The 24,165-nt window shown below is 51.8% G+C and carries 20 protein-coding genes; 6 read left to right on the top strand and 14 right to left on the bottom strand.

Annotated elements, in window-relative coordinates; translation table 11 throughout:
• Window positions 1-400: 400 nt before the first annotated feature.
• Both glmS and HY774_02355 read right to left on the bottom strand, forming a co-directional pair.
• A complete protein-coding gene (gene glmS / locus HY774_02360; GenBank protein ID MBI4747302.1) occupies window positions 401-2,257 on the bottom strand; it encodes a glutamine--fructose-6-phosphate transaminase (isomerizing) in 1,857 nt (618 codons plus the stop codon).
• Window positions 2,258-2,668: 411 nt separating this feature from the next.
• Window positions 2,669-2,905, bottom strand: a complete 237-nt coding sequence (locus HY774_02355; protein ID MBI4747301.1) for a ferredoxin — start codon at window positions 2,903-2,905, stop codon at window positions 2,669-2,671.
• A gap of 620 nt (window positions 2,906-3,525) precedes the next feature.
• Here HY774_02355 and HY774_02350 point away from each other — a divergent pair.
• Window positions 3,526-3,888, top strand: coding sequence for a hypothetical protein (locus HY774_02350; GenBank protein ID MBI4747300.1), 363 nt, complete (start codon window positions 3,526-3,528; stop codon window positions 3,886-3,888).
• A 176-nt stretch (window positions 3,889-4,064) separates the two neighbouring features.
• Here HY774_02350 and HY774_02345 read toward each other — a convergent pair whose 3' ends face one another.
• The 9 genes from HY774_02345 to HY774_02305 form a co-directional block, all read right to left on the bottom strand.
• A complete protein-coding gene (locus HY774_02345) occupies window positions 4,065-5,873 on the bottom strand; it encodes an SUMF1/EgtB/PvdO family nonheme iron enzyme (protein ID MBI4747299.1) in 1,809 nt (602 codons plus the stop codon).
• Window positions 5,874-5,878: 5 nt separating this feature from the next.
• The gene (locus tag HY774_02340; protein ID MBI4747298.1) at window positions 5,879-8,083 is read right to left on the bottom strand and encodes an AAA family ATPase; all 2,205 of its coding nucleotides are present in this window, start codon (window positions 8,081-8,083) and stop codon (window positions 5,879-5,881) included.
• Window positions 8,084-8,447: 364 nt separating this feature from the next.
• Window positions 8,448-8,939, bottom strand: coding sequence for an Hsp20/alpha crystallin family protein (locus HY774_02335; protein MBI4747297.1), 492 nt, complete (start codon window positions 8,937-8,939; stop codon window positions 8,448-8,450).
• A 341-nt stretch (window positions 8,940-9,280) separates the two neighbouring features.
• Window positions 9,281-10,075, bottom strand: a complete 795-nt coding sequence (locus tag HY774_02330; GenBank protein ID MBI4747296.1) for a ParA family protein — start codon at window positions 10,073-10,075, stop codon at window positions 9,281-9,283.
• A 161-nt stretch (window positions 10,076-10,236) separates the two neighbouring features.
• On the bottom strand, window positions 10,237-10,638 hold the full coding sequence (locus tag HY774_02325) for a hypothetical protein (GenBank protein MBI4747295.1): 402 nt from the start codon (window positions 10,636-10,638) through the stop codon (window positions 10,237-10,239).
• Between the two features lie 64 nt (window positions 10,639-10,702).
• A complete protein-coding gene (locus HY774_02320; protein MBI4747294.1) occupies window positions 10,703-11,362 on the bottom strand; it encodes a hypothetical protein in 660 nt (219 codons plus the stop codon).
• On the bottom strand, window positions 11,359-12,039 hold the full coding sequence (locus tag HY774_02315) for a hypothetical protein (protein MBI4747293.1): 681 nt from the start codon (window positions 12,037-12,039) through the stop codon (window positions 11,359-11,361). The genes HY774_02320 and HY774_02315 overlap by 4 nt, the downstream gene beginning before the upstream one ends.
• Window positions 12,040-12,108: 69 nt before the next feature.
• Entirely contained in the window at window positions 12,109-12,333 is a 225-nt protein-coding gene (locus HY774_02310) for a hypothetical protein (GenBank protein ID MBI4747292.1), read from the bottom strand.
• Between the two features lie 89 nt (window positions 12,334-12,422).
• On the bottom strand, window positions 12,423-13,304 hold the full coding sequence (locus tag HY774_02305) for a hypothetical protein (protein MBI4747291.1): 882 nt from the start codon (window positions 13,302-13,304) through the stop codon (window positions 12,423-12,425).
• Window positions 13,305-13,522: 218 nt separating this feature from the next.
• Here HY774_02305 and HY774_02300 point away from each other — a divergent pair, with 218 nt between their 5' ends.
• On the top strand, window positions 13,523-16,807 hold the full coding sequence (locus tag HY774_02300; GenBank protein ID MBI4747290.1) for a protein kinase: 3,285 nt from the start codon (window positions 13,523-13,525) through the stop codon (window positions 16,805-16,807).
• 133 nt (window positions 16,808-16,940) lie between these two features.
• Complete coding sequence (locus HY774_02295; GenBank protein MBI4747289.1) at window positions 16,941-17,948, top strand: tetratricopeptide repeat protein; 1,008 nt, start codon at window positions 16,941-16,943, stop codon at window positions 17,946-17,948.
• Window positions 17,949-18,407: 459 nt separating this feature from the next.
• On the opposite strand, the gene gap is transcribed toward HY774_02295, so the two are convergent.
• Complete coding sequence (gap, locus tag HY774_02290; protein ID MBI4747288.1) at window positions 18,408-19,418, bottom strand: type I glyceraldehyde-3-phosphate dehydrogenase; 1,011 nt, start codon at window positions 19,416-19,418, stop codon at window positions 18,408-18,410.
• 248 nt (window positions 19,419-19,666) lie between these two features.
• On the opposite strand from gap, the gene HY774_02285 reads away from it, so the two are divergent.
• Window positions 19,667-22,141, top strand: coding sequence for a protein kinase (locus HY774_02285; protein MBI4747287.1), 2,475 nt, complete (start codon window positions 19,667-19,669; stop codon window positions 22,139-22,141).
• 165 nt (window positions 22,142-22,306) lie between these two features.
• Here the strand turns inward: HY774_02285 and HY774_02280 are convergent, their stop codons facing one another.
• On the bottom strand, window positions 22,307-22,840 hold the full coding sequence (locus tag HY774_02280; GenBank protein ID MBI4747286.1) for a glycine cleavage system protein R: 534 nt from the start codon (window positions 22,838-22,840) through the stop codon (window positions 22,307-22,309).
• 164 nt (window positions 22,841-23,004) lie between these two features.
• Between HY774_02280 and gatC the strand changes: the two genes are divergently transcribed.
• The gene (gatC, locus tag HY774_02275; protein ID MBI4747285.1) at window positions 23,005-23,298 is read left to right on the top strand and encodes an Asp-tRNA(Asn)/Glu-tRNA(Gln) amidotransferase subunit GatC; all 294 of its coding nucleotides are present in this window, start codon (window positions 23,005-23,007) and stop codon (window positions 23,296-23,298) included.
• 161 nt (window positions 23,299-23,459) lie between these two features.
• Here the strand turns inward: gatC and HY774_02270 are convergent, their stop codons facing one another.
• A complete protein-coding gene (locus HY774_02270; protein ID MBI4747284.1) occupies window positions 23,460-23,729 on the bottom strand; it encodes a hypothetical protein in 270 nt (89 codons plus the stop codon).
• Window positions 23,730-23,758: 29 nt separating this feature from the next.
• Between HY774_02270 and HY774_02265 the strand changes: the two genes are divergently transcribed.
• Window positions 23,759-24,079, top strand: a complete 321-nt coding sequence (locus HY774_02265; protein ID MBI4747283.1) for a hypothetical protein — start codon at window positions 23,759-23,761, stop codon at window positions 24,077-24,079.
• Window positions 24,080-24,165: the final 86 nt, after the last annotated feature.

Below are 24,165 nucleotides of genomic sequence, written 5' to 3'. Positions count from 1 at the left end.
TCAGGTGAATGGTCCCTGGAAGTACCAGCTCTCGGAAATTTACTTTACCCCAGAGGTTGATGCCGAAGTCAAACGACTTGCTCAGTTAGCGGCATAAACCAACGGTTTTTGACTGTTCCAATCCCATGTGGACCGATTTAGACGTTGATGCTCAGAAGCAACACTTCGCCAACGATCAATTTGCTCAATTGTGGTACTCATAACAATTCCTTCTCAAATGAAGCTTTGTTGATCTAAGTCTTTAAAGGCTCCAAAACAGCAAAATTTACAAAGAAAGTTGAGCGAAGTACAGCAGCTATCAAGAAAAACCTTAAGCGGAAGCAAGAGAAAAGGTCTAACTCAACTTCATTGAATTCAATCTTTTCATTGCTTCCGCTCGAAAATTGTCCCACTTCAGAAACTATTCGACCGTGACCGACTTGGCGAGGTTTCGGGGTTGGTCTACGTCACAGCCGCGCCGAATCGCGATGTGATACGCCAGCAATTGCAACGGCACAATCGCCAGGACTGCCGAGAGCAGGTCGCTTGTCGGCGGAATGAAAATCGCGTGGTCGGCGATTTCGGCGGCTTTGGTGTCGCCTTCGGTCACAATCGCGATCACCTGACCGTCACGGGCGCGGACTTCTTCCATATTGGACAGCGTCTTTTCATAGCGCAGTTCTGACACCTTGTTGCCGTGCTCGACCGGGGCTAAAAACACCACCGGCAGCCGCTCATCAATCAGGGCATTCGGACCATGTTTCATTTCGCCCGCCGGGAAGCCTTCCGCGTGGATATAGCTGATTTCCTTGAGCTTCAATGCGCCTTCGAGCGCAATTGGGAAATGAACGCCCCGGCCCAGGTATAGAAAATCTGTCGAACGGAAGAGTTCTTTGGTCAGGTCGGAAATCGTGTCGTCCTGGTTGAGCAACAACTCGATCTTGACCGGAAGTTCGTTGAGTTGCGCGACATGACGAAGCGACGTTTCAGTGTCAATCGTCTGCCGCTGCTGGGCCAGAAAAAGCGCAAATAAATACAGCGCAATGATTTGCGAAGTAAAGGCTTTGGTCGAAGCCACACCGATTTCCGGACCGGCATGAGTCAAAATTGTGCCACCGGCTTCGCGGGTCGCCATCGAACCCTGTACGTTGCAAATGGCAATCACCGGGCAGCCACGCTGTTTGACTTCGCGCAGGGCCGCAATTGTGTCAGCCGTTTCGCCCGACTGGGTAATCACAATCACCAGCGTGTTTTCATCCACAATCGGATTGCGATAGCGAAACTCGCTCGCGTAATCAATCTCGACCGGAACACGGGCAATTTCCTCGATGATGTACTTCCCAACCAGCCCCGCGTGCCAGCTTGTACCGCAGGCCGCAATTTTGATGTTGGTAAACCGCCGCCATTCATCAGGCCGCACATCCATTTCATCCAGATAAATCCGGCCATCATCCAGTGAAGTCCGACCCGCCAGTGTTTCCCGCACGGCCCGCGGCTGCTCATAGATTTCCTTGAGCATAAAGTGCTTAAAGCCGCCCTTTTCCGCCATGATCGGATCCCAGGTGATCCGCTGGATGGTTGGCGTCACCAGGTTGCCGTCAAAATCGCTCACCATCACGCCTGATTTGGTCAAAACCGCCATTTCGCCATCGCCCAGGAAAAACACGTCCCGTGTGTGGTACAGAATGGCTGGAATGTCCGAAGCGACAAAATATTCGTCTTTCCCTAAGCCAACCACAACTGGCGGCCCCATCCGGGCGGTGACCACTTTATCTGGTTCATCGGCGGACAGGAGCGTAATCGCAAAAATCCCGGTCAACTCGTGAACCGCCATCCGGACAGCTTCTTCCAGTGACTCAGTCTCACGGCGATACTTGCCGACCAGATGCGCCACGACTTCGGTGTCGGTTTGAGTGACAAAGGTGTGGCCTTCCGCCTGGAGACGCCGCTTGAGCGGCAGGTAATTTTCAATAATCCCGTTGTGGACGACGACAATCCGCCGCGAAGCGTCACAGTGCGGATGCGCATTTTCCTCGGTTGGCCGACCATGGGTGGCCCACCGGGTATGACCGATCCCATAGGTGCCATCCAGCGGATTGAGCCGGATGACTTCTTCCAAATTTCGAAGCTTCCCTGACGCCCTCCGAATATTGAGCTGGCCATTATCCACCACGGCAATTCCGGCTGAGTCGTACCCGCGATATTCCAACCGCTTCAACCCGTCAAGCAACACCGGAATCACTTGCTTTTGTCCAACGTATCCAACGATTCCACACATTTTTTTCTTGAAATCCTTATCGAAGAATTGAGAGGGGGAACCCACTCACCCCTCAGTATGAATGATGAGCAGTGAATTATGAAGAAGCTTCCGCCAATCTTGGGGCTGAAGACACCGGGCTGAAGACTTCGGGCTGAAAACTTCGGGCTGAAGACTTCGGACTGAAGAAATTGGGCTCAGGGCATTAAACCCCTTGTCTTCCGCCCCGAGTCTTCGAGTCTTCCGCCCCGAGTCTTCGAGTCTTCCGCCCGATGTCTTCCGCTCGATGCTTTTCCCAAAACACAAAACCCGAACCACCATCTGATCCAACTGAAGGGAGGTTCGGGTCTTGGGCGTTTCACCATCAATTTTTGAGAACTTGTGCTGGGACTGTGGTGCTTGAGAAATCAGCGCCAGTTGCCAGGCAGGGAGTTACTGCTCACCATCATCGCCAATCGCTTCGACGGGACAGGCTTCCATGGCTTCCTTGCACTGTTCGAATTCTTCATCCGTGTCAGGTTGCTTGTAAACGTAGGAATATCCGCCGTCGTCGTTGCGGGTAAAATTGCTGGGTGCCGTGTCACGGCACACGTCGCAGTCGATGCATTGGTTATCAACATAGTACATTCCAGTGGCATTATCGGTGTACTTGTCTGCAATACTGGCCATAAAAATTTCACCTCAAAGTCAAAAATAGAGTCAGTCCTGAGGGGTTGGCCGAAGTTGCCCGTCAACGCTATCAAGCAACTTGAGCAAACTGGCGCCTCTGTCCTGTGTTGTGCGTCTTCGACGTGGTGACGTCGCTAAGAAAATGCAAGGTGTGGGGCAGAAGTGGGCATCAGGGTTAAAGATTGTGGGCTTTTCTGTCCCAGATCTTTTTTCAACACTTATATTGAAAAAATACCTTCAATTGTCAAGCCCTCTTGCGCTAAAACTCACGATTCGCAGCCTCAATCCATCACCTGCAGTGCGGCAAAAAAGGAGAAAATCTCCCGTTCCATCGGGGTTTTTATGAAAAAATCACGCCGAGAGAAAGGTTGTCAGGCACAGGTAAAACAGGGAGGACTGCTGGAAAAGCGAGAACATAGCACGAGCGTTCGAAAACGAAAAGGACCCGGTGAGTTTTTTTTCGTCGTCCTGGGTTCGTTCGTGATGCTTTGCATCTGTACTGCGCTTATGCTATTTAGACCATCTCTCATTTCACGGTTCATCAAGCTGGTTTCCATCGCCCCGGTTCATCTCACACTTCACATTCCGCAACACACGTTTGCTTCACCCTGAGAGCACATATGACTTTTGATAAACTACTGGATGGAATTCTGGACAAGGTACATGGGGCAAGGGGGGTTGTTTTTCTGGCGCAAGACGGAGAAATTGTCTATCAATGCGCTCAACGCAAGGTCACCAACCTGGATTTATTGGCTGCCTACCAGGGCATCACGATGACCACCTGTCAGCGCTTTGCGTCTGACTTTGGAATTGGTCATATCTCAACGGTGATTCTCAATTATGAGGCGGGTGCCTGCGTGCTGAAATTGCTCAATGAAGGCTATATCCTGATGGTCTCGCTTGATGCCGATGGAAATATTGGCCAGACCATGCACCTGGTCAATTCAGTAACCGACCAACTCAATGCTGAGATTGGATACTGAGCGAAGGAGCGAAGTAGCGAAGTAGCGAGTAGTCAATCCATCGTGTTCAAAACTCTTTTGAAACGCATTAAATTCGTTACCACTAGAAAAAGTAAGACATAGAGAAACTTTGCGAATGAGAAGTATTAGGTTTGACTACTTGCTACTCGCTTTTTGTTCGCTACTCGCTCAAAAAGTCACCATCGGGTCGGAATCTGTCCAAAATCAAGCACAATCCGAAAGCCGAGGTTGTTGTAGCGGTTAACCGGGCTGTTGCGGAACCGCAGACCAGATCGGCACAAATACCCGAAGCTGTTCCACGAACCACCCCGGACCACTCGATATTGTGGATCCCCGCCGGTTGTCCAGGCAGCGCCATCCTCAGGTGCCCGAATGTAGTTAAAATGCCAGACATCCAGACACCACTCCCACACATTGCCATGCATATCTGAAAGCCCAAAAGCATTGGCAAACCCCAGGCTTCCGACAAAGATCGTCTGGCGGCGCTCCAGTCCTTTGGGAGCATTCCCATATGGAAAATTCCCATCATAATTCACCAGATCGGTGGTGATGGTTTCTCCAAAGGCAAAGGGCGAGGTGGTACCGGCACGACAGGCATATTCCCATTCCGCTTCGCTGGGTAACCGGTAGCTGCGTCCAGTTCGACGGCCCAATCGAACACAAAATTCGACGGCGTCTTCCCACGACACCTGTTCCACCGGACGGTCATCGCCCTTAAAAAATGAAGGATCGGGATTCAAATCAATATTGACTCGTGGGAAACTGGCCACCATGCGCCATTGAGCCTGGGTAATTTGATATCGGCTCATCATAAACGGGGCCACGGTTACAAAATGCTGCGGGGTTTCGCTCCGAAGCTGTTTCACGACTCCAGGGGATTTGATGCCATAGCGTTCATATTCCTGGGTCACCCGCTCGATGCCGAAGTCGTCAGTTCCCATCAAAAAGGTGTTTCCCGCGATTGCCACCAGTTCAATATCGAGTCCATCAACAATTTCTTCTTGAAACACACTGCCGTGCGTCTCAGGCAACCGGGTGATGACCGCATTCTGATCAACCGTGACGGTCACGAACGGAAAGCTGGCCATGTTGGAATTGGTCACCGTAGTGGGCAAGGTTTTGGGATCAAATGCCGCATGCGACGCCGTGGTGCGCATCGGAGAAGAACCTGTCCCATGCGTCAGGGCTTCGAGCATTTCACGCGCTGAGGAAAACCGGTCACGGGGAAGTTGTTCGGTTGATCGCTTGAGGATATGCGCAAAGGTCGGCGTCAAATGTGGTGCGTAGCGATACCAGACCATTTCGCCGGTTTCAGGATCGGTCAAATGTTGTGGAGTTCGGGCGGTAAGCAAACAAATTGACGTCATGCCCAGGCCATAGATATCGCTGGCGTACACCGGCTTTCCCGCCGCCTGTTCGAGCGGCATAAACCCTTTTGTTCCAATCATGATGGTACTGGTTGGGTTTCCAAGCGCGTCCACGTCAATGACTTCTTTGACGACTCCGAAATCAATCAAGACTGGTTTGCCGTCGCGATTGCGGATGATGATGTTATCGGGCTTGATATCGCGGTGGATAATCCGCTGGGTATGAATGAAATCTAAAACCGGCAGCAAGTGGACCAGCAGGTCGCGAACTTCATTTTCGCTAAAGGCGCCCCGTTCGCGGACAATTTGGGTCAAGGTTTTGCCTTCAACCCATTCCTCAACCATATAAAACTGCCCGTTTTCAGTAAACGAGGCATACAGTTCAGGAATCTGGTCGTTTTGTTTGCCCAATGCCTCCAGGACAGCCGCTTCCCGTTGAAAGCGTTCCTGAATAATGCGGTAGGTATCCGGATCAGTGGAGAGGGGCTTGAGTTGCTTGATGACACATCGGCGATTTGACGGCAAATGGGTATCTTCCGCCAAAAACGTGTGGCTGTACCCACCACCGCTGAGGGATTGAACGACTTGGTAGCGATTATTGAGAAGTGTCGGAATCATTCAAGTTATGGCGAGCCAGTTCCGGATGAAGGATCAAAAAAAGTTTGCTTGTTGTACCGCATCCGGCGCACCGACTCAATAGCTTCACTCAGAATTGGGTGCGTAAAACAAAGTGGGGTAACACTATTGGGAAAATTTTCAAAGGAAGTTGCCTGTTCAATGGTTTGGGTGGCGGCCAACCGGCAGGCGGCTTCGATATCAGCACCAGTCATTCCCTGGGCCTGATGAGCCAGTGCACTGATATCAACATCAACATTGAGTGGACGTCCTTCGAGATACACTTCAAGAATTGCTTTGAGTCCATCAACATCAGGGAGTGGAATTTGCTGCACCACGTCAAATCGTCCAGGCCGGCGAAGTGCGATATCAATCCGGTCAAGTCGGTTGGTTGCGGCAATGACAATAATTCCGCTCAGTTCTTCAATCCCATCCAGTTCGGTCAAAAGCTGGGCCAGAATCCGTTCCTGAATCGCCGTATCGGACGAACGATACCCATTAGGGCCAGGCATCAAGAGATCAATTTCATCAATGAAGACAATGCATGGGACAGCCTGACGAGCCTGACGGAAAATATCCTCAATCACGCGCTCTGATTCGGTTGTATACCGCACAATCAACTCAGAACTCCGCACCGAAATAAAATTGGTACCACCTTCATGGGCTAAGGCTCGCGCCACCAGTGTTTTCCCACTCCCTGGAGGTCCGGTCAGCAACACACCCCGCGTTGGACGCACGCCAAGTCGGTTGAAGGCTTCAGCGTGCAGGAGTGGAAACAAAACCGCCCGCGTGAGTTCCGAGCGAACCTGATCGAGTCCTCCGACCTGGGCCCAGTTCACTTCCGGCGCCTCAACCACAATGCCCCGCAAACCTGAAGGCTCAACCAGTTTCATCGCCTGGTGAAAATCTTCCATCAGGACCCGAATTCGGGCCAGTTGTTCTTCAATGAGTCCGGGGTCCATATCTGGAACGGCCAGAATGGTACGCCTGAGTGCCGACATGGCCGCTTCGCGACATAAACTGTGCAAATCGGCGCCGACAAACCCACGGGTCATACTGGCCAGTTCGTTGAGATTGACCTCTGAACTCAGTGGCATTCCGCGCGAATGTATTTCAAGAATTTCCTTGCGACCCGAAACATTGGGAATCCCAAGTCGAATTTCGCGGTCAAACCGTCCAGGTCGGCGCAAAGCCGGGTTAATCGTATGGGGCACATTGGTGGCCCCAATCACGATAATCTGCCCTCGATCCCGAAGCCCATCCATCAACGTCATGAGCTGGCCGATGACTCGTTTTTCAATTTCGCTGTAAATGAGTTCCCGCTTGGGGGCAACGGCATCAATTTCATCAATAAAAATGATGGCCGGCTGATTCCGGGTGGCTTCTTCAAAAACCTGCCGGAGCCTGACATCAGATTCGCCATAAAATTTGTGAATCAGTTCCGGGCCGTTGATTGAAATAAAATGGGCATTGGTTTCCTGGGCAATCACCCGGGCAATCAGTGTTTTCCCAACCCCAGGAGGACCACTGAGCAGCAATCCGCGAAGTGGTTCAATTCCCAGCCGTTCAAAAATCACTGGATGCCGGAGCGGAAACTCAATGAGTTCCCGCAACCGCTCGACTTCACGACGTAATCCGCCAATGTCTTCATACGCGATTTTCGCTTGTTTTTCGACGGTTCCAGCCACCTGAAACTTGGGATCCGTCAGTGAAAATCCGGTTGCCGGATGGATCAAAACCACCCCTTTTGGCTCGGTTCGATTCACTTTAAATTCCTGAAACCGGGCGCCAAACATCGTGGCCCGGATCCGATCTCCTTCAATCACGGCCAGGCCATCAATCAATTTTCCAATGTAGCTGTTATACGCCTGTCGGCGGGGCGCCGTTGAAACCGGTGTCAACTGTACAAAAGTTGCCAACTGTGGATGAGTAACCTGGACAATCACTTTATCATTGAGCGAAATGCCGGCATTGTCACGGATAATGCCATCAATCTGCAGCACCTGTTGCCCACGGTGTTCTTTAAAGGCCGGCATCACTTTGGCAACCGTTCGCCGTTTCCCGAAAATCTCAAGAATATCGCCGGTTACAGCGCCCAAAAGGTCCATATCTGCTGGATCCAAACGGGCTATTCCTCGACCTACATCCCGAGAAAGAGCTTCGGCGGCACGTAATTCAAGCGTCAGGATTTCCAGGTTTGGTTCAGTGGACATAAAAACATCCCACGCGCACCGCACACTGACGCAAGCTGGTCAACCAGGACCGCGCCAGTCTGCGCTTTCAATCACCGTAACAATCAAGATTATGGACTGATCCAGATGGTAAGTGCCGCTCAATATACCATCATTTGGAAAGGAATTGGGTCTGGGAATTGGGCCTGAACCATCTGTTTTTGAAGAGAAGGTTCAGTTTTTTGATAGTGTGGCTGTTTTTAGGAACTGGCTGATGTACTTCATCAGCCAGAAAGGATGTCAAATCAACAGGTTCAGGGGTTTCGGAAGGGATGAGGGATGAAAGATAGGAAATGAACTCAGATCACCTTGCCACCGTGTCAGTCTGTCATCTTGTCATCCTGAATTACCGTTTTTTCGGAAGCTTCACTTGCAACACTCCATGGTGCAGGCTGATGTCGCGTTCGGCTAAATTGATCGGGGTCGGAAGAACAATCTCCTGGCGATATTTGCGATCACTGGCTTTGGCGGAAAGCAATAAAATATCTTCAAATTGTTTAATTGAAACCTGTTCCAAACTCACGCCGGGGATTTCCGCGATCAAGAGGATGTACTCGCCCTCGTCAAAAAGATCAACGAGCGGCTCGTACACCTCTTCAACCCCGAGGCGTGGGTCACCGGCGGCTTCTCTGCGGCGGGGTGGGAGTTGAGGAATTGGAGTTGTCGTGTCACCCCAGAGTTCGCTGGTTGTCGGAGCCGGAACATCTTCAGATGAAGCTTCCGCCCCCTCAGTTTTTTTCGCTGGAACGGTCCCACTCTCAGAACTGGGTTCTGGGTCACCCTGTCCTGTCGGCGCGTCCATCCTGGATTGCTTTTGTCGTTTCGTACTTTCTGTCATAACAATTACTTCTATCGTGTTGCTGCATTTCCCTGGCCCTATCGCATGATCTGATGTGAACGTTTCAGCACTCGTTGATTCTGGACTGGCACAAATTCCTCGCGAATGCCGGGCTCCCTGCGGATCAAAAAACTGCGATAAAACAATTGTGCGGGGAAAACTGGACGTAGCTGGTATCTTGCGGCCTGAGTGGCAAACTTGGCAAGAGTTTCTGACATAGTTGGGGCGGAAGACTTCGGGCTGAAGAAGTCGGGCTAAAGACTCGCAAGCTCGGAGCAATTGAAGGGATGAGGGATGAAGGATGAGGGATGAAATAAAACCAGTTCTTCATCCCACTTTCTTCAGCCCTGTTCTTCCGGCAAGCGCATGATCAATTCCCGCCCAAGCTGGATATATGCCTGTGATCCAACCGAACGGGCTGAAATATCAATGGCCGGCGCCCCAATCGCAAACGACTCGACCAGTTGATCGTGACGGGGAATGACGGTTTCAAAAACCATGTCTTCGGGAAAATCAGTCCACACCTGCTGGGCAACTCCGAATTTCGCTTCCTGACGTGGATCAAACATCGTGGTCAGGACTCCCTCGACCACCAGTCGCGGATTGTACCTGGATTTGACTGAAGCCACCGAACGAAGCATCTGCGGCAATGTCCGCAAACTCAATGGCTCGCATTGCATGGGGAGAATGACCGAATCCGATGTTACCAGGGCATTGATGGTGAGGGCGCTCACTCCGGCGGGACAGTCAATTAGAATCAAATCCGGAGTAAAGTCTCCCTCTCTGGTCAAGGTCGTCAATAAGGTATCCAGCAAGTGGGCATCCTTCTCAAAGGCCGCCTGAAAGGCTTCAAGTTCCTCGCCCGTCTCAAAAAATCCATTCAACAGAACATTGAGTTCCGGGCGATTGGTGGACGTCAGTGTTTTTTCCGGAGAAACCTGATTCAGGATAGCGTCCTTCAAACTGTGCCCTGGACGAACTTCCAATCCCATTCCATACAGACAGCCATTTTGTGGATCCAGATCAAGGAGCAAAACCTTTACCCCCATCGCCGCGGTGTATGCAGCTAAGTTGATGCAGGTCGTGGTTTTTCCAACGCCACCTTTTATACTCACCACGGCAATTGTTTTTGGCATAGGTCGTTCCTGAAGATATTGGACTGAAAAAACCAGGGCTCAGGGCTTGGGGCTGAAGTCTCGCAAGCTCGGAGCAAAGGAAGGGATGAGGGTGAAGGATGAGGGATGAAACCAAACCAATTCTTCAGCCCAATTTCTTCAGCCCTGAGCCCGAGGATTTTTCAGCCCGATGCTTTTGAACTCAGAACCATCCGACGAAAGAAATCAGCCACCGATTCAATCTGGCGTATGACGGTTGCTGTCGGCGGGGTCAATGATGGCGGGGCAACGGATCCTGTATCTGGGGAAGCATCAGTCGCGGATTCAGTGAGACAATCAGACTGGGGTTCAAGGGTTACGGTGGTGGTGGCCGGGCCGGTTGGCTCTTCAGTTTCGCCTGTTCCAGGTGACACAGGTGAGACCACCATGGTGGTACGCGGCGACCGGGAAGGACGCCGTAACTGTTCAATCACCAGTTCCAGTTCTTCACGAGTAGCCGGTTGGATCGCTGGGGTCCGACGACCGCGCAATGTCTCCAGCAACTGGGCAGCTTCTTGAGTTTCCCGATAGATCTTGGTGGACATTTCTGTGAATTCTCCCGAAATGAATGATCAAATCAGCCCCCTGTCCTGCCAGGCTCGCAGCCGGTTATTGAGCTGTCGCACCGAGTTGTTCGCCCAGATGATAGCGAATCTCCACCATGGTCTTCCCTGATTTCAACCAGGATGCCACCAGATCAATCTTAATTTGACTTCCAATGAAAAACCGGCATTGACCTTCCCCGACGGCCTGGCAACCAATTTCAATACAGGCGAGGTCTATCTGGGCTGCCTGTCCAAACACTCCGGCCAGAAATCCAGCATACAGGTGGCAGATGGGGTGGTGCGCCTCTTTGACCGCCACCGCCACTGGAGAAGATTGGACGACTACAAAGGCATGTCCTTGCTCTTCAATTACTTCGACTTTCCCCAACCCAAGTTCCGCCAGCGATTGGTTCAGCCTTGAGATAAAAATCGGCAGCGCCATGGCTGAAACCTGGACGGGATGACCTCGATCAACCTGTACCACTCGTTCAAGCTCAAGGCAGTGCCGCTGTCCCCAATCAACCCCGACTTCATAGAGCCAACCGCCCGGCACCTGGTCCCCCAGGGTTTCAGATGCCTGGAGCAAGGCCAGCATGAAGTCTGAACCGGCTATTGCGAGCGGGTCGCCGTTGATTGAAGTCATCCCATCGGTTTCTGGGTCCAGGGTTATCCATTCACGCCAGGCTCGGGGTTCAAAATTAAGGGTTGGCAAATCAGCAATCACAGGTTGGTCTCCTCCTGATTATGGCCAGACAACGGCTGATGATCTTCGCGAAGACGTTGGAGCAGGTTTGATGGGGAAATACCCGGAACCAGCAGTTTGCGCACCCTGGCCGTGGTCTCTTCTGAACCAATGACAAACTGGCAATATTCGGCGCCGCTGGCCCGGCAATACAGTTCAATTGCCTCCAGTCGAATCCCTTCAAAAACCGAAAACACCCCGGCCAGCATTCCGGCAATCACCCAGTCAACCGGCTCCGGTGTTGGTTCCAAACTTAATGCCACCGGTGAATGATAAAAGGTCACCAGTGTCAGTCCATACACGTACACCAGATCACAATGTCCCCAGCCCCCCTCACTCCACAGCGCATCACAGGCTTTGATCAACGCCCTTTTTCCCTTAGGATCGCCTTTCCCCGCGCCGGTTGACTCACCCATGAATTGCTGCTGCAGTGCCGGGAAGGAGCGCTCCCCCCAGTAGCGCCCAATGGTATAGAGCACCGATTTTCCGTGATCTCCGGCCAGAGACTGGATAGTACTCGCCTGGAGCGCCTGCCAGAACGCCCGGGTAAGCCAAATTTTTTGCTCTCCGCTGGCATCCACCAGACTGCCGTCACCAACATTGGTGACCAGGGTATCGAGACATTCAGCCAGGTTGAGTGGTAAAGAATTGATTGACATAGAGATTTACGTGCTTCCTGCCCACCCGCTCACGCAGGTGGTACTGACTAATTCGCTACTTGCTGTTGCTCATTCATCCTCGTCACCAACCACCACGTGGATTGATTCAGGTTTGACACCCACCGGACGTCGGGTTCGGAGCAACCGCCACACCCCCATCAAGGTCAGAAGCAAAGCAAGCACCAGAAACAATAATGGAGATTTTGGGTACACCATCATCCAGTAGCCGATGTACCCCAGGCCAAACACAATATAAAACCCTGGCAGATAGCGTTGAATTGATCGAGGCGTCACAAGAAATGAGTGTGGAATTTGTGGAGTGCGGTGGCTTGACACCGCTTTGGGAATTTGAAAGCGGTGTCAAGCCACCGCACTCCAAGGACTTAAAGCTGGAATCGGACTTTCAGCCCCGGAAACTCAGTGGTCAGGATTTGCTGGGCCAGATGGAACTTCATATCCAGAAACCGGTGATGAAAGTCCTGAACCACAGGGTTGGTGGGCTCGGCAAATTGTGGGTCAAAAATTGAATTGTGGCCGCCAAGCACCACCGCATCGCCATCGCCTCGTAAGTAGCCGCCGCCCACCACAAAGAACTCAACAATATGGTCTTCCATCCGGGCGCCAAAGGTGCGTTCAAGAAACTCACGAATTTTTCCGACGACAAGGGTACTTCCCCGTTCATACCCTGGAATGACCCCAAGGAAGGCATGATCAGCTAAAATCACAATCAAAAAGCGGAAGGTTTCGGTGGCGGGAAGTCCCTGTTTGAGTTTCCCGATAAAACCAGCCATCAGGGCCTGATCATCGGGCAACACCGAGGGCATGGTCTCCAGCGCCTTATCCAGATCCAATCGGAACATCTCAGTGGCATCCAAATGCTCAGTTACCTGGGTTTTGGCCATCGAAACATTGGTTTGGCCAGTGATCCCTCCGTAACTTTCCGAGAAATCAAAGATCAAATTGTGAACATTGCGGGTCACGGTCGGGAAGCTCAACAATAAATCCCGCTGTTTAATGCTTGGCATCAATTGTTTAAATCGGTTATGAAAGACTACGGCATCATGGACATATTCACGCAAGTCACCTCGCCGGTAGATCGAAAGAGCCTTGAGAAAAGCCATTCGATCTTCTGGCCGCTTCCCCAGAAAATCCTGGTAAAATCGCTCAAAACTCTTGATGTCAGCCTCGGTCAACGGGATATCCCGGCTCAAGCGTTGTTCTGGAGCTGACGGTTGGACATCTGGGAAATAGTGATTCTGCGTCATGGAGACTTCCTTCCACCGTTGATCATTGGTTGAAATGCGACTTTATAAGAGACATTGCCCTCAGGATCAATATTGATTTAAGTTATTTATTTAAAGATATTTGTCGTCAATGAAAAAATCATGGAACTTCTTGCGGAACTCCTGCAAGATTAAAGAAATGATGATCTTTTGTCCAGAACTGGGGACACTCTGACCACGACTCACACAGGCAGGTCGCCATGCTGCACAAAGAGCAAGAAGAATGGATTCTACAACATGCAGTTGCCAAAGGGTTGATTAGTCAGGGAGATCTGCGCGCACTGGAAGATTCCATCGGCCACGCCATCACTTTTGAGGGACTTCCGGTTTGGAGTGAGCGCATTGATTATCTGGTTCGTGAAGGACGCCTCAATCAGGCAACGGTTGAATCACTGGCCATTGAAGCCGAAACCAATAATCCCACCCTGGGCAACTCCGCAGACAACCATCTGGCCCATGCCGAAACTATCCCCCTGTCTGGCTCACATCGGTTGTTGCCAATCAACACCGACGGGTTCCCGGTCGAAAAACTGGAGCATTATGAATTTCTGCAACTGCTCGGCCACGGCGGAATGGGTGTGGTCTACAAAGCCCGTGACCGACGATTGAACCGCGTGGTGGCACTCAAATTCATCCGCGGCAGCGACCCCCGGCAAGTACAGCGCTTTACCCAGGAAGCCCGCGCCCAGGCTCAAATTGACCACGAACATATCTGCAAAGTCTATGAAGTCGGCCAGGTGGATGGAAATCCCTTTATCGCCATGCAATTTATCAATGGACCTTCCCTGCGCGATGCCCAGGCGGAAATGACCATTGAACAGAAAGTGACGGTGATTCGGGATGTGGCTCAGGCGCTGCAAGCCGCTCATCGTCAGGGAATCATTCATCGGGATATCAAACCGGCCAACATCATGGTCGAACAGCTTGAAGATGGCCGCTATCGCCCTTTTGTGATGGATTTCGGGCTGGCCCGCGATATGGGCGCCAATGACGGCCTGACCCAAACCGGGTTTATTATGGGGACACCTTCTTACATGTCGCCAGAACAGGCCCGAGGTGAAATCAAACAGGTGGACCGCCGCTCTGATGTCTACAGTCTCGGTGCCACGCTTTATGACCTGCTTTCAGGGCAACCGCCATTTGACGGCACCACGGCCATGGGCGTGATGCTCCAGGTCATCTCTCGCGAACCCATCCCGTTGCGCAAACATCTGCCTGGAATTCCGGTGGATCTTGAAACCATCACCCTGAAATGCCTTGAAAAAGCGCCTCATCGCCGCTATGACTCAGCCCATGCCCTGGCCCAGGACCTGCAGGCGTATCTGGACGGAGACCCAATTCAGGCGCAACAGGCATCACGCTGGTATCGGTTCGTCAAAAAAGCACGCAAAAACAAACTGGCCGTCGGGTTTGCCCTCCTCGCCTTTCTGGTTTTTGTGTTTATGGCGGTGGTGGTGGTGCGCGAACGCTGGAAAGCCTCGGTCCAGGCCCAGTTATCGCAGGAATTTGGCGAATCAGCCAAAGAAATTGATGCCCTGTTGCGCTTTGCCCATCTCATGCCCATTCACGATACACGGCGCGAACGGATGCTGGTCCGCGAACAAATCGCCCAACTTCAGCACCGAATGCAGGAAGCCGGTAGTGTGAGCCAGGGCCCGGGAAACTATGCCCTGGGACGCGCCTATCTGGCACTCAACGAATATGATCAAGCCTGGGAACACTTCCAACTGGCTCAGCAAAACGGCTATGAGTCGCGCGAATTTTCCTACGCCCTGGGTCTGGTCATGGGCGAACTCTATCGCAAGCACCTGGAGGAAGCTGAACGGAGCCCAACCGTGGCCCTGCGGGAACGACGGAAACGTGAACTGGAAGACCAGTATCTCATCCCGGCCCTCAATCACCTGAAGCAATACTCCCAAACGCAAGACACCCGCCAGCGCGGACATGGCGATTATGTCAAAGGGCTGATTGCCTTCTACACGAAAGATTATCCATTGGCGATACAAAAGGCCCAGTCGGCCTTTGAACAGGTGCCCTGGCTCTATGAAGCCAAAAAACTGGAGGCCGATGTGGCCGTGGCCCAGGGGGAAGAGAAATCTGATACGGGCGACTATCCCGGTGCCATGGACGAATTTACCCGCGCTGGTCAGGCATATCAGGCAGCCAGTCGGATTGGCCAAAGCGATATCACGGTTTATGAGGGAGATATTCAGCGCTGGTTTGGCGTGGTCGGGGTCGAAGGTGCCCGCGGGACACTCACCAATGAAACATTTCGCAAACTGCTCGATGTCTGTGACAAAGCGCTGGTCATTCACCCCGAGGCGGGTGTGATTTTTAACCGCAAGGCGGTCTGTTACTGGCGCATGGGGGAACAGCAATTTCTCCAGGGTGAAGACCCCCGTCAGGCATTGGACCAGTCCGTTGCATTTGCCCAGAAGGCCATTCAGTTGGGCACCCGCCGGATCAGTGTGTATCGCAATCTAGGCATCGCCTATTCAATTCGGGGCGAATACGAGATGTATCACGGCCTTGACCCACAGGCTTCATTTGATCAGTCAATTACCAGTCTAAACCAGGCACTGCAGGTTACACCAAACGACACTGGTGCCTACAATGAGCTTGGAATTCTTTACAACTCCTTGAGTTATTATGACATGGAGCACGGGAAAGATCCCCGCCAGAATATCCGGAAAGGAATTGAAACCTACCGTAAACTGATTCAAATTGATCCAACGTATACCCCAGCTTTTACCAACCTTTCGAATGCCTATAGCACGCTGGCTGATTTTGAAATGCAGATTGGCCTGGACCCAACCAGTTCGTTGAAACTGTGCCTTGAGTCAATTCAGGAGGCACTCCGGATCAACCCCAACTCCGGGGCGGACAACACCAATTTGGGTGGGGCTTACAATCTGATGAGTGAATATCAGCTCAAGCACAACCAGGATCCAGCCGATTCCCTGGCTGAAACCCACAAAGCCGTCGCGAAATCAATCGGAATCAACCCAACCAATCCTTCGCCATACATTCTTGAGGCAGAAGCTGAAACCCTTGCCGCCCGCTGGGCCTTGAAAAACAACCAGTCGCCGGAATCCCACTTTGAAAAAGCCATCGCTGCCTACCAGGTCGCCCAAAAACTCAATGCCGAAGATGATTACCTGTATTTCTCAAGATCTGAAGTCTATCGCTGGAAAGCCGAATGGCAACTGCAGCACAACCAAAACCCAGTGCCGGCAATCCAAACCGGGCTGACAGAGCTTGATCGAGCACTCCGGATCAACCCAACCAATTCTGAAGCCATTGCTCGCAAAGGCGTATTCTATTGGTTACAGGCAAAAGCGACCCGTTCAGCCGGAACCCACGCCAGAGCAATCAAACAGGCAATTGAGAATCTTGAAAAAGCATTTCAGCTCAATAGTTTACTCAAATATGAATATGGTGAGTATTTGGAGGAAATCCAGCGAAGTAGCGAAGTAGCGAAGTAGCGAAGTAGCGAAGTAGCCCAGCGTCACGGATTAGATTGGTTTCTGTCAACCCCTAAACTCTTTATCTTAAACTACTTCGCTATTTCGCTACTTCACTATTTCGCTTTTAATAAGTTGAGGAGACATTTTGTACATGCGAACGATCCACACAGCGGTTCTCTGGGCCTTGATTGGCAGCGCGGGACTGAGCGTTCCGGTGATGTTGCCGACATTGTCGGTTCCGGCCCAGGACATTCAAAACAGCGAAGAAGCCCAGGCGCGAATGCAAAAAGGCATTTCCCTGTATCAACAAAACCAGTATGCGGCGGCGCTGACCGAATTGCAGTTTGTCGCCGAACGATATCCAAACTACGGCGCGGCCTATCGTCTGGCCGGATTGTGTCAGTTGCAGTTACAGCAGTACGAGCCAGCGGTGGTTTCGCTCCGGCGGGCGAATGAACTTTCGCTGGAGCAGGAAAAACGCGAGGATTCCGCCGCCCGGATTGCCCTCAGCCGGGCGTTGTTTTATGCCGGTAAGTTTGACGAAGCCATTCCGGAACTGACCTACGCCGTTTCTCAAAAACCCAACGATGCCACCAGCCATTACCTGCTCGGTGCCACGCACTTTCAGCTCAAACACGAGCCTGAAGCCATGGCTAGCCTATCACAGGCCGTAACACTTAATCCTAAAGACCTGGCTTCCTGGAAACTATTGACCAGTATTCATTTACAGCGGCTGGCCGCAAACCCCGAAGATAAAACCCAACTCACCAAAACCCAAACCGCGCTGCAAAGCCTGAAATCGCTGGATGCCTCGGCTGATAGCGCGGCACTGATGGGACAGTTTTATTTGCTCACCCGACAATTTGCCAAAGCGGCGCCAGAACTTGAAAAAGCGGCCACGGCGTCTCCCGATAATGGTTTGATTCAATTCAACTTCGGCATTGCCTTGTCGCGAAGCGACCAGTTTTCCAAAGCCGCACCGGTGCTGATTCGAGCCAGCGAACTGCTGCCCGACAACACCAATGTGCTCAAGGAATTGGGCTATGTTTATGAAAAGGATGGGAAAGCGGAAAAAGCGCGAGCGGTGTATGAGAAAGGCGACCAGATTTCGAACGGGCAGGATGAATATTTCAAAACCGCGCTGGAACGCGTGAAATAGTGACAAATGACAGGGTGACAAGGTGACAAGGTGACCCAGTGACCTATGACAAGGTGACAAAGTGACCCAGTGATCTATGACAAGGTGACAAGGTGACAGGGTGACAAGGTGACAAGGTGACAGGGTGACAGGGTGACAAGATGATATTTAGTCACCTTGTCATAGATCATCTCTGCTTCTACCGGATTTTGTGTTGGGCCAAGTCGGTGTTGAAAATAAAGAACTTGTCAGTACCACCTGCGTGAGTAGGTGGGATTGGAAGCCGGCTGGCCACCCACTGACGCGGGTGGTACTGACTTCCTGGCACTCCTAATTTGTCCCCAACACAAAATCCGGTAGAAGCAGGATCATCTTGTCATAGATCACTGGGTCACCTTGTCACCTTGTCACCCTGTCACACTGTCACCCTGTCACCCTGTCATCCTATCACCTTGTCACCTTGTCACCTTGTCAGTTTTTCTACAGTCCTTTCGCGGCCATGAACTTGATCAGGTCACGGACACGGCAGCTATAGCCCCATTCATTGTCATACCACGACATCACTTTGATCATGTTGCCGCCGATGACACGGGTGAGCGGACCGTCCACAATGGATGAGTTTGGGTTCATCCGGAAGTCAATGGAAACCAGCGGTTCTTCGGTGTAGGCCAAAATCCCTTTCAATGGGCCTTCCGCCGCTGCCTTCAGAGCATTCATGACGCCTTCCTTATCGGTTGATTTCTCAACTTCAAATGTCACGTCAACCACTGACACGTTCGGCGTTGGGACACGCACGGCCAGACCGTCGAATTTGCCTTTGAGTTCTGGCATCACCAGTTCCACGGCCTGGGCCGCACCGGTTTTGGTCGGAATCATTGACAGCGCGGCAGCGCGGGCGCGGCGCAGGTCGCTGTGTGGCAGATCCAGAATGCGCTGGTCGTTGGTGTAGGCGTGAATGGTCGTCATCAAGGCTTTGACGATCCCAAAATTTTCGTGAATGACTTTGGCAACCGGCGCCAGACAGTTTGTAGTGCAGGATGCGTTGGACAGAATCCGGTGTTTTTCCGGATCATACATATGGTCGTTCACGCCGAGCACGATGGTCAGGTCTTCACCCTTGGCGGGTGCCGAGATAATGACCTTTTTGACTGGTCCACGCAGGTGGCCAGCGGCCTTTTCACCCTTGGTGAACAAACCAGTGGATTCGACCACAACTTCCGCACCGACCGATTCCCAATCGAGTTCTTCCGGACTGCGCACTTTGAAGACTTTGATTGGATGTCCGTTGACTTCGATACAGTCTTCAGCCGGAGCCGTGACCGTGGCTTCCAAATTTCCCAAAATCGAGTCGTATTTGAGCAAGTGCGCCAGCGTTTTTGCGTCGGTCAAATCGTTTACGGCAACGATTTCAATCTCTGAGTCGCCGAGAACCGTACGCAGCACGTTGCGTCCGATACGACCGAATCCGTTAATGCCTACTTTGATGGCCATGAAACCCTCCTGAACAATTCAGTTGAATGATAGAGTGTGTGGATTGCGACAAAGCGATGGATGGGGCGTGAAACATTCGCTTTTCTGGGTTGTCGAGAAAGGCTAGGATTATCCCAGTGACCCCAATGAAGTCAAGAACCATTTGGCACTTGGGGTTCCGGGTTTTTGAACTTTTGTCCTTTTTGTCCTTTTTGTCCTTTTGTCCCTTTATTTTCCCCCGAAACCCTAACCCCTGACTCCTGAACACAATGGCAGCCCACCTTCCAACACAAACCCGGTTCGGTCCTTATGAAATCATCGGCAAACTTGGCGCCGGTGGTATGGGGGCGGTGTATCGGGCGCGTGACAGCCGGCTTGGACGTGATGTCGCCCTCAAGATTTTGTCACCCGAGGCCGCCACCAATCCGGAAATGAAACGCCGTTTTGAAAATGAAGCCCGTGCAGCCAGTGCACTGAATCATCCAAATATTGTCGCCATTTATGATGTCGGGTTTGAACATGACCAGAGCTACATTGTCTCAGAACTGGTCGAAGGCCGCTCCCTGCGTGGGCTGATGCAGGACGGGTCGTTGACGCTCAGCCAGATGCTCCATCTGGTGATTCAAGTCGCTGAGGGACTGGCCGCTGCCCACGAAGCCGGGATTGTTCACCGCGATCTCAAGCCCGAAAACATCATGGTCAGCCGTGATGGACGGGCCAAAATTCTGGACTTTGGGCTGGCAAAGTTGATTCCAGCCATTCCGCAGTCCCAAAACTCACAAATTAATACCCAGATTATTGATGATTCACAGCCGCCGCCGATCCGGACCACGCCCGGAGTCATTCTTGGAACGGTCAGCTATATGAGCCCCGAGCAGGCATCAAGCGACCCAATCGGATTTCATTCCGATCAGTTTTCGTTTGGGGTCATTTTGTATGAAATGGTCACCGGGAAACGCCCCTTTGATCGGGCCAACACCATTCAGACCCTGGCGGCGATTATTACCGACCCAACCCCACCAGTGCAGGGATCCGATCAGCGCATGCCGGAAGAATTCTGCCAGTTGATTGCCCGGTGCCTGGCCAAAATCCCGGAAAAACGCTACCCGACCACTCGTGATTTATTGGGTGAATTGCAAGGCATCTACAGCCTGTGCTCTGGGGAAAGCGCCATTACGTTGCGCCTCTGGGACTCAACGCCACCAATCACCAAACACACCTGGGGCATCCCGATTCGTCATCTGCGGACCGCTTTATTTGGGCTCATTGTGACCTTGCTCCTGACGGCGCTGGTTTTTCCGGTGGCACAGTATTTTCGGGAACGGGCCAAAGCGCGCAATGTCGTTGAAAATTCAGCCATTGATTCGATTGCGGTACTGCCATTTGTCAACACCACGTCTGATCCTTCAACCGATTACCTGAGTGACGGCATCACCGAAAACATCATCAACAGCCTGTCGCATGTACCGGGCCTGAGAGTGATGGCAAGCAGCACTGTTTTTCGTTACAAGGGCCGCCAGCCTGATCCCCAGAAAGTTGGTCAGGAATTAAAAGTCCGATCCGTTTTGACCGGACGTGTCACCCAACGCAATAAAATGCTGATCATTTCAACCGAACTGGTGGATGTGAAAGATGGTTCACGGCTCTGGGGCGAGCAATACAACAGCACCACCTCCGACATTCTGTTCACCCAGGATGAAATCGCGGAAGATATCTCTACCAACCTTCAATTTCGGCTAACCGGCGAGCAGCGCCAGAAAGTCATCAAGCACTTTACTGAAAACTCAGAAGCCCATCAGGCATATCTGCGCGGACGCTATGCCTGGAACAAACGCACCAGGGAATCGCTCGAATCCGCCGTCGAACACTTCAAAGAGGCGATTCGGATTGATCCCAAATATGCACTGGCCTACACCGGGCTGGCTGATACCTATGGATTGATGGGGTATTATGGCCTGCGCCGACCTCGGGAAGCCTATCCGGAAGCCAAGGAAGCTGTCCTGAAAGCCCTGGAACTCGATCCAAATATTGCCGAAGCGCACGCTTCGCTGGCGGATATCAAAATGTACTATGACTGGGATTGGGCCGGTGCCGAGCGTGAATTCCGGCGGGCAATTGATCTCAACCCAGGCTATGCCACAGCTCACCAGTGGCTGGCGATTTGCCTGGAATTGCTTGGACGGACTGATGAAGCGATCCAATCAGCCCAACGTGCCCAACAACTTGACCCGCTCTCGCTGCCAGTCAACACGACGGTGGCGCATTTGTACTACTACTCACGCCAATATGACTGGGCCATCCTGGAATGTCGCCGGGTGCTGGCAATTGACCGCTTTGTCAACACCCACGCCTTTTTGGGTCTTTCATATGAACAAAAAGGGCTTTTCCCAGAAGCCCTGGCCGAATTCCAAAAAGCCATGGCGCTCTCAAACAACAACCCGGCGGTCGTGACCATGATCGGCCACTGTCAGGCAGCTTCAGGCAATCGCGACGAAGCCATGCGACTCCTGACAACCCTGCAGAAACGGGCCAAAACCGAATATGTGTCGTCTTACAACCTGGCGGTGATTTCAATTGGGTTGGGAGATGAGGAAGCCGCCTTCAAATATCTCGAAAAAAGTCTGGAGGAACGCTACCGCGAGATGGTGTTTCTCAACATTGATCCACGTTTTGATCCAATTCGTCAGGATCCACGCTTTTCCCAGCTATTGCGGAAAGTTGGGCTCTGGCCGAAAAGTCAGTAGTCAGTAGTCGAGTGTTAGGATTTCGAGTTGCCTGTCAAGGGTATTTGGTTCTATTTGAATCATTTAGAAACAATTCTTTTCAAGAATTCGACGAATTCAACGGTTCGGGTTTTATCTACTGACTACTGACTTATCCACTACTGACTACTGACTACTGACTACTGACTACTGACTACTAACTACCGTCAAATCAATATCAAAATTTTCTTCTTCGCCAAGCGACAGGAAATGGGAGCGCAGGCGCGGAACATTCACCTGTTGTGGAATGGAGAGTTTGGCTTCAAATCGAAACATCGGCGTTCCGCTCCAGGGAGCGCTATAGGTTTTGGTTTCCATGGACTCGATGTTGATTCCGGAAGCGGAAAGCTCACTCGTCAGGCGGTGCACAATCCCAGGATGGTCAATTGACGACGCCACCAGCGTGTAGGGCACACCCGATTCCGCTGGTTTCACCTCAGACGGACGCCGCATAAAGATGTTCAGGCCGGTTTGTTCGGCCAGTTGCGACTGACTGTGTTCGATGGCCGTCAGGTCGGCTTCTTGGCCGCCAACGAGCATGATGATAGCAAATTCGCCGCAAAAGACCGCCATTTTGCTGTCTTCAATATTGGCGTTGCGTTCGACAATGAAGGCCGAAATGCTTTTAACAAGTCCGACCCGATCCGGACCGATGGCGCTGATGACAAGTTTGCTCGACATAGGCTTTTCGTGGATTCCTTTTTTCGACAGACGTGATGTGGGTTGTGGGAGGTGCAGCGTGGTGAAAGCAACCAATCAAACTTGAATGAACGTGCCGTTCTGATTACGCTGGCAAATTCTTAACTCAAAATTCATTTCGATGGAAGCCAAAGGAAGCAACAACAATGTCAATTACTAAAGATGATGTGACAAAAATCGCCGTTCTGGCCAGCCTGGAACTGACTGAAGAAGAAAAAGACCGACTGACAGTCCAGATGGGCGCGATTGTGAACTACTTTGATGAACTCAATAAACTGGACACGTCGAATGTCGAGCCGATGTCGCACAGCACGTTGAGCGGTGACCCGGCCAGCACCTGGCGCGAAGACATAACCCTGCCTTCGCTTGCTCAGGAAGAAGCTCTTGGCAATGCACCACAGGCCGGTGCCGGGCACTTTAAAGTGCCGCGAGTGCTGTGATTTAGGGCTGAAGACGTCGGGCTGAAAACATCGGGCTTGGGGCTGAAGACTCGCAAGCTCGGGGCTGAAGAACATAAGCACAAGGATAAGGATTTTAGCCCGGCATGGGCGTTGTGTAATAGCCGTGGTGCGAAGCCCACGGTTACTTATCCCCCAATCCGTTACGCCACAAAATAAACAGTTTCAGGCAAACTGTTTGCAACCAGATGGTGTTTTTTCATTTTGTGAATCAGTGCCCGCACAGCGCGTACGTCGAGTGCGGTCGGCGGTAGATCAGTTGGTGACTCGATAATCGTGAAATTCCAACCATTCGAATCAACTTGAAACACACCATAAACAGTTTCATCGCTGACATAGTCGGACCAGAAGCGATACACTGCTGACGTTCCTGACTGTTCCAATTTCTCTGCTTTATAGTTGAAAATGCTCACTCGTGTCACCAGATTCAAGAGGTTTTTCCATGGCCATCCCAGGCAAAGGCGCACGGACAATCGTGGTTGATGGTCAATCTTTTCGCTGGCGCATCAGACAGAAACCCACCTACGGGCAGGCATTTTACCCCAATGTCCCGCTGACAGTTGCCATCTCACCAGCGGAAGTTCCTGGTTCGGTTTTGATTGTGCATTTTCCGCAACCACATCCAGGCAGTTATTTCTGCCAGTCACCACAGCCGGTCTTGCCTTCAGACGTGGCAAAATGTATTCGACTGGCGGTTGCTGAAGGATGGGATTTTTCAAAGTCTCGTGTTTTTTCCATTCACGACGAAACAGCATTTAGTTAAAGCCCTGAGTTCTTTACAATTTACCCCAAACTCAGAATCCAAACTGATTTTCAGTCCACGAAGTGGGCGACATTTGTTAAAGCCTC

This window comes from Acidobacteriota bacterium (genome assembly GCA_016208495.1).
Lineage (GTDB): Bacteria > Acidobacteriota > Blastocatellia > Chloracidobacteriales > Chloracidobacteriaceae > JACQXX01.
This window is presented reverse-complemented; position numbering and strand designations above follow the sequence as displayed.

What these genes read in the sequence shown, in the direction of transcription:
- glmS (MBI4747302.1), bottom strand. Translation starts at nt 2,257, where the DNA reads ATGTGTGGAATCGTTGGATACGTTGGACAAAAGCAAGTGATTCCGGTG.
- HY774_02355 (MBI4747301.1), bottom strand. Translation starts at nt 2,905, where the DNA reads ATGGCCAGTATTGCAGACAAGTACACCGATAATGCCACTGGAATGTAC.
- HY774_02350 (MBI4747300.1), top strand. Translation starts at nt 3,526, where the DNA reads ATGACTTTTGATAAACTACTGGATGGAATTCTGGACAAGGTACATGGG.
- HY774_02345 (MBI4747299.1), bottom strand. Translation starts at nt 5,873, where the DNA reads ATGATTCCGACACTTCTCAATAATCGCTACCAAGTCGTTCAATCCCTC.
- HY774_02340 (MBI4747298.1), bottom strand. Translation starts at nt 8,083, where the DNA reads ATGTCCACTGAACCAAACCTGGAAATCCTGACGCTTGAATTACGTGCC.
- HY774_02335 (MBI4747297.1), bottom strand. Translation starts at nt 8,939, where the DNA reads ATGACAGAAAGTACGAAACGACAAAAGCAATCCAGGATGGACGCGCCG.
- HY774_02330 (MBI4747296.1), bottom strand. Translation starts at nt 10,075, where the DNA reads ATGCCAAAAACAATTGCCGTGGTGAGTATAAAAGGTGGCGTTGGAAAA.
- HY774_02325 (MBI4747295.1), bottom strand. Translation starts at nt 10,638, where the DNA reads ATGTCCACCAAGATCTATCGGGAAACTCAAGAAGCTGCCCAGTTGCTG.
- HY774_02315 (MBI4747293.1), bottom strand. Translation starts at nt 12,039, where the DNA reads ATGTCAATCAATTCTTTACCACTCAACCTGGCTGAATGTCTCGATACC.
- HY774_02305 (MBI4747291.1), bottom strand. Translation starts at nt 13,304, where the DNA reads ATGACGCAGAATCACTATTTCCCAGATGTCCAACCGTCAGCTCCAGAA.
- HY774_02300 (MBI4747290.1), top strand. Translation starts at nt 13,523, where the DNA reads ATGCTGCACAAAGAGCAAGAAGAATGGATTCTACAACATGCAGTTGCC.
- HY774_02295 (MBI4747289.1), top strand. Translation starts at nt 16,941, where the DNA reads ATGCGAACGATCCACACAGCGGTTCTCTGGGCCTTGATTGGCAGCGCG.
- gap (MBI4747288.1), bottom strand. Translation starts at nt 19,418, where the DNA reads ATGGCCATCAAAGTAGGCATTAACGGATTCGGTCGTATCGGACGCAAC.
- HY774_02285 (MBI4747287.1), top strand. Translation starts at nt 19,667, where the DNA reads ATGGCAGCCCACCTTCCAACACAAACCCGGTTCGGTCCTTATGAAATC.
- HY774_02280 (MBI4747286.1), bottom strand. Translation starts at nt 22,840, where the DNA reads ATGTCGAGCAAACTTGTCATCAGCGCCATCGGTCCGGATCGGGTCGGA.
- gatC (MBI4747285.1), top strand. Translation starts at nt 23,005, where the DNA reads ATGTCAATTACTAAAGATGATGTGACAAAAATCGCCGTTCTGGCCAGC.
- HY774_02265 (MBI4747283.1), top strand. Translation starts at nt 23,759, where the DNA reads ATGGCCATCCCAGGCAAAGGCGCACGGACAATCGTGGTTGATGGTCAA.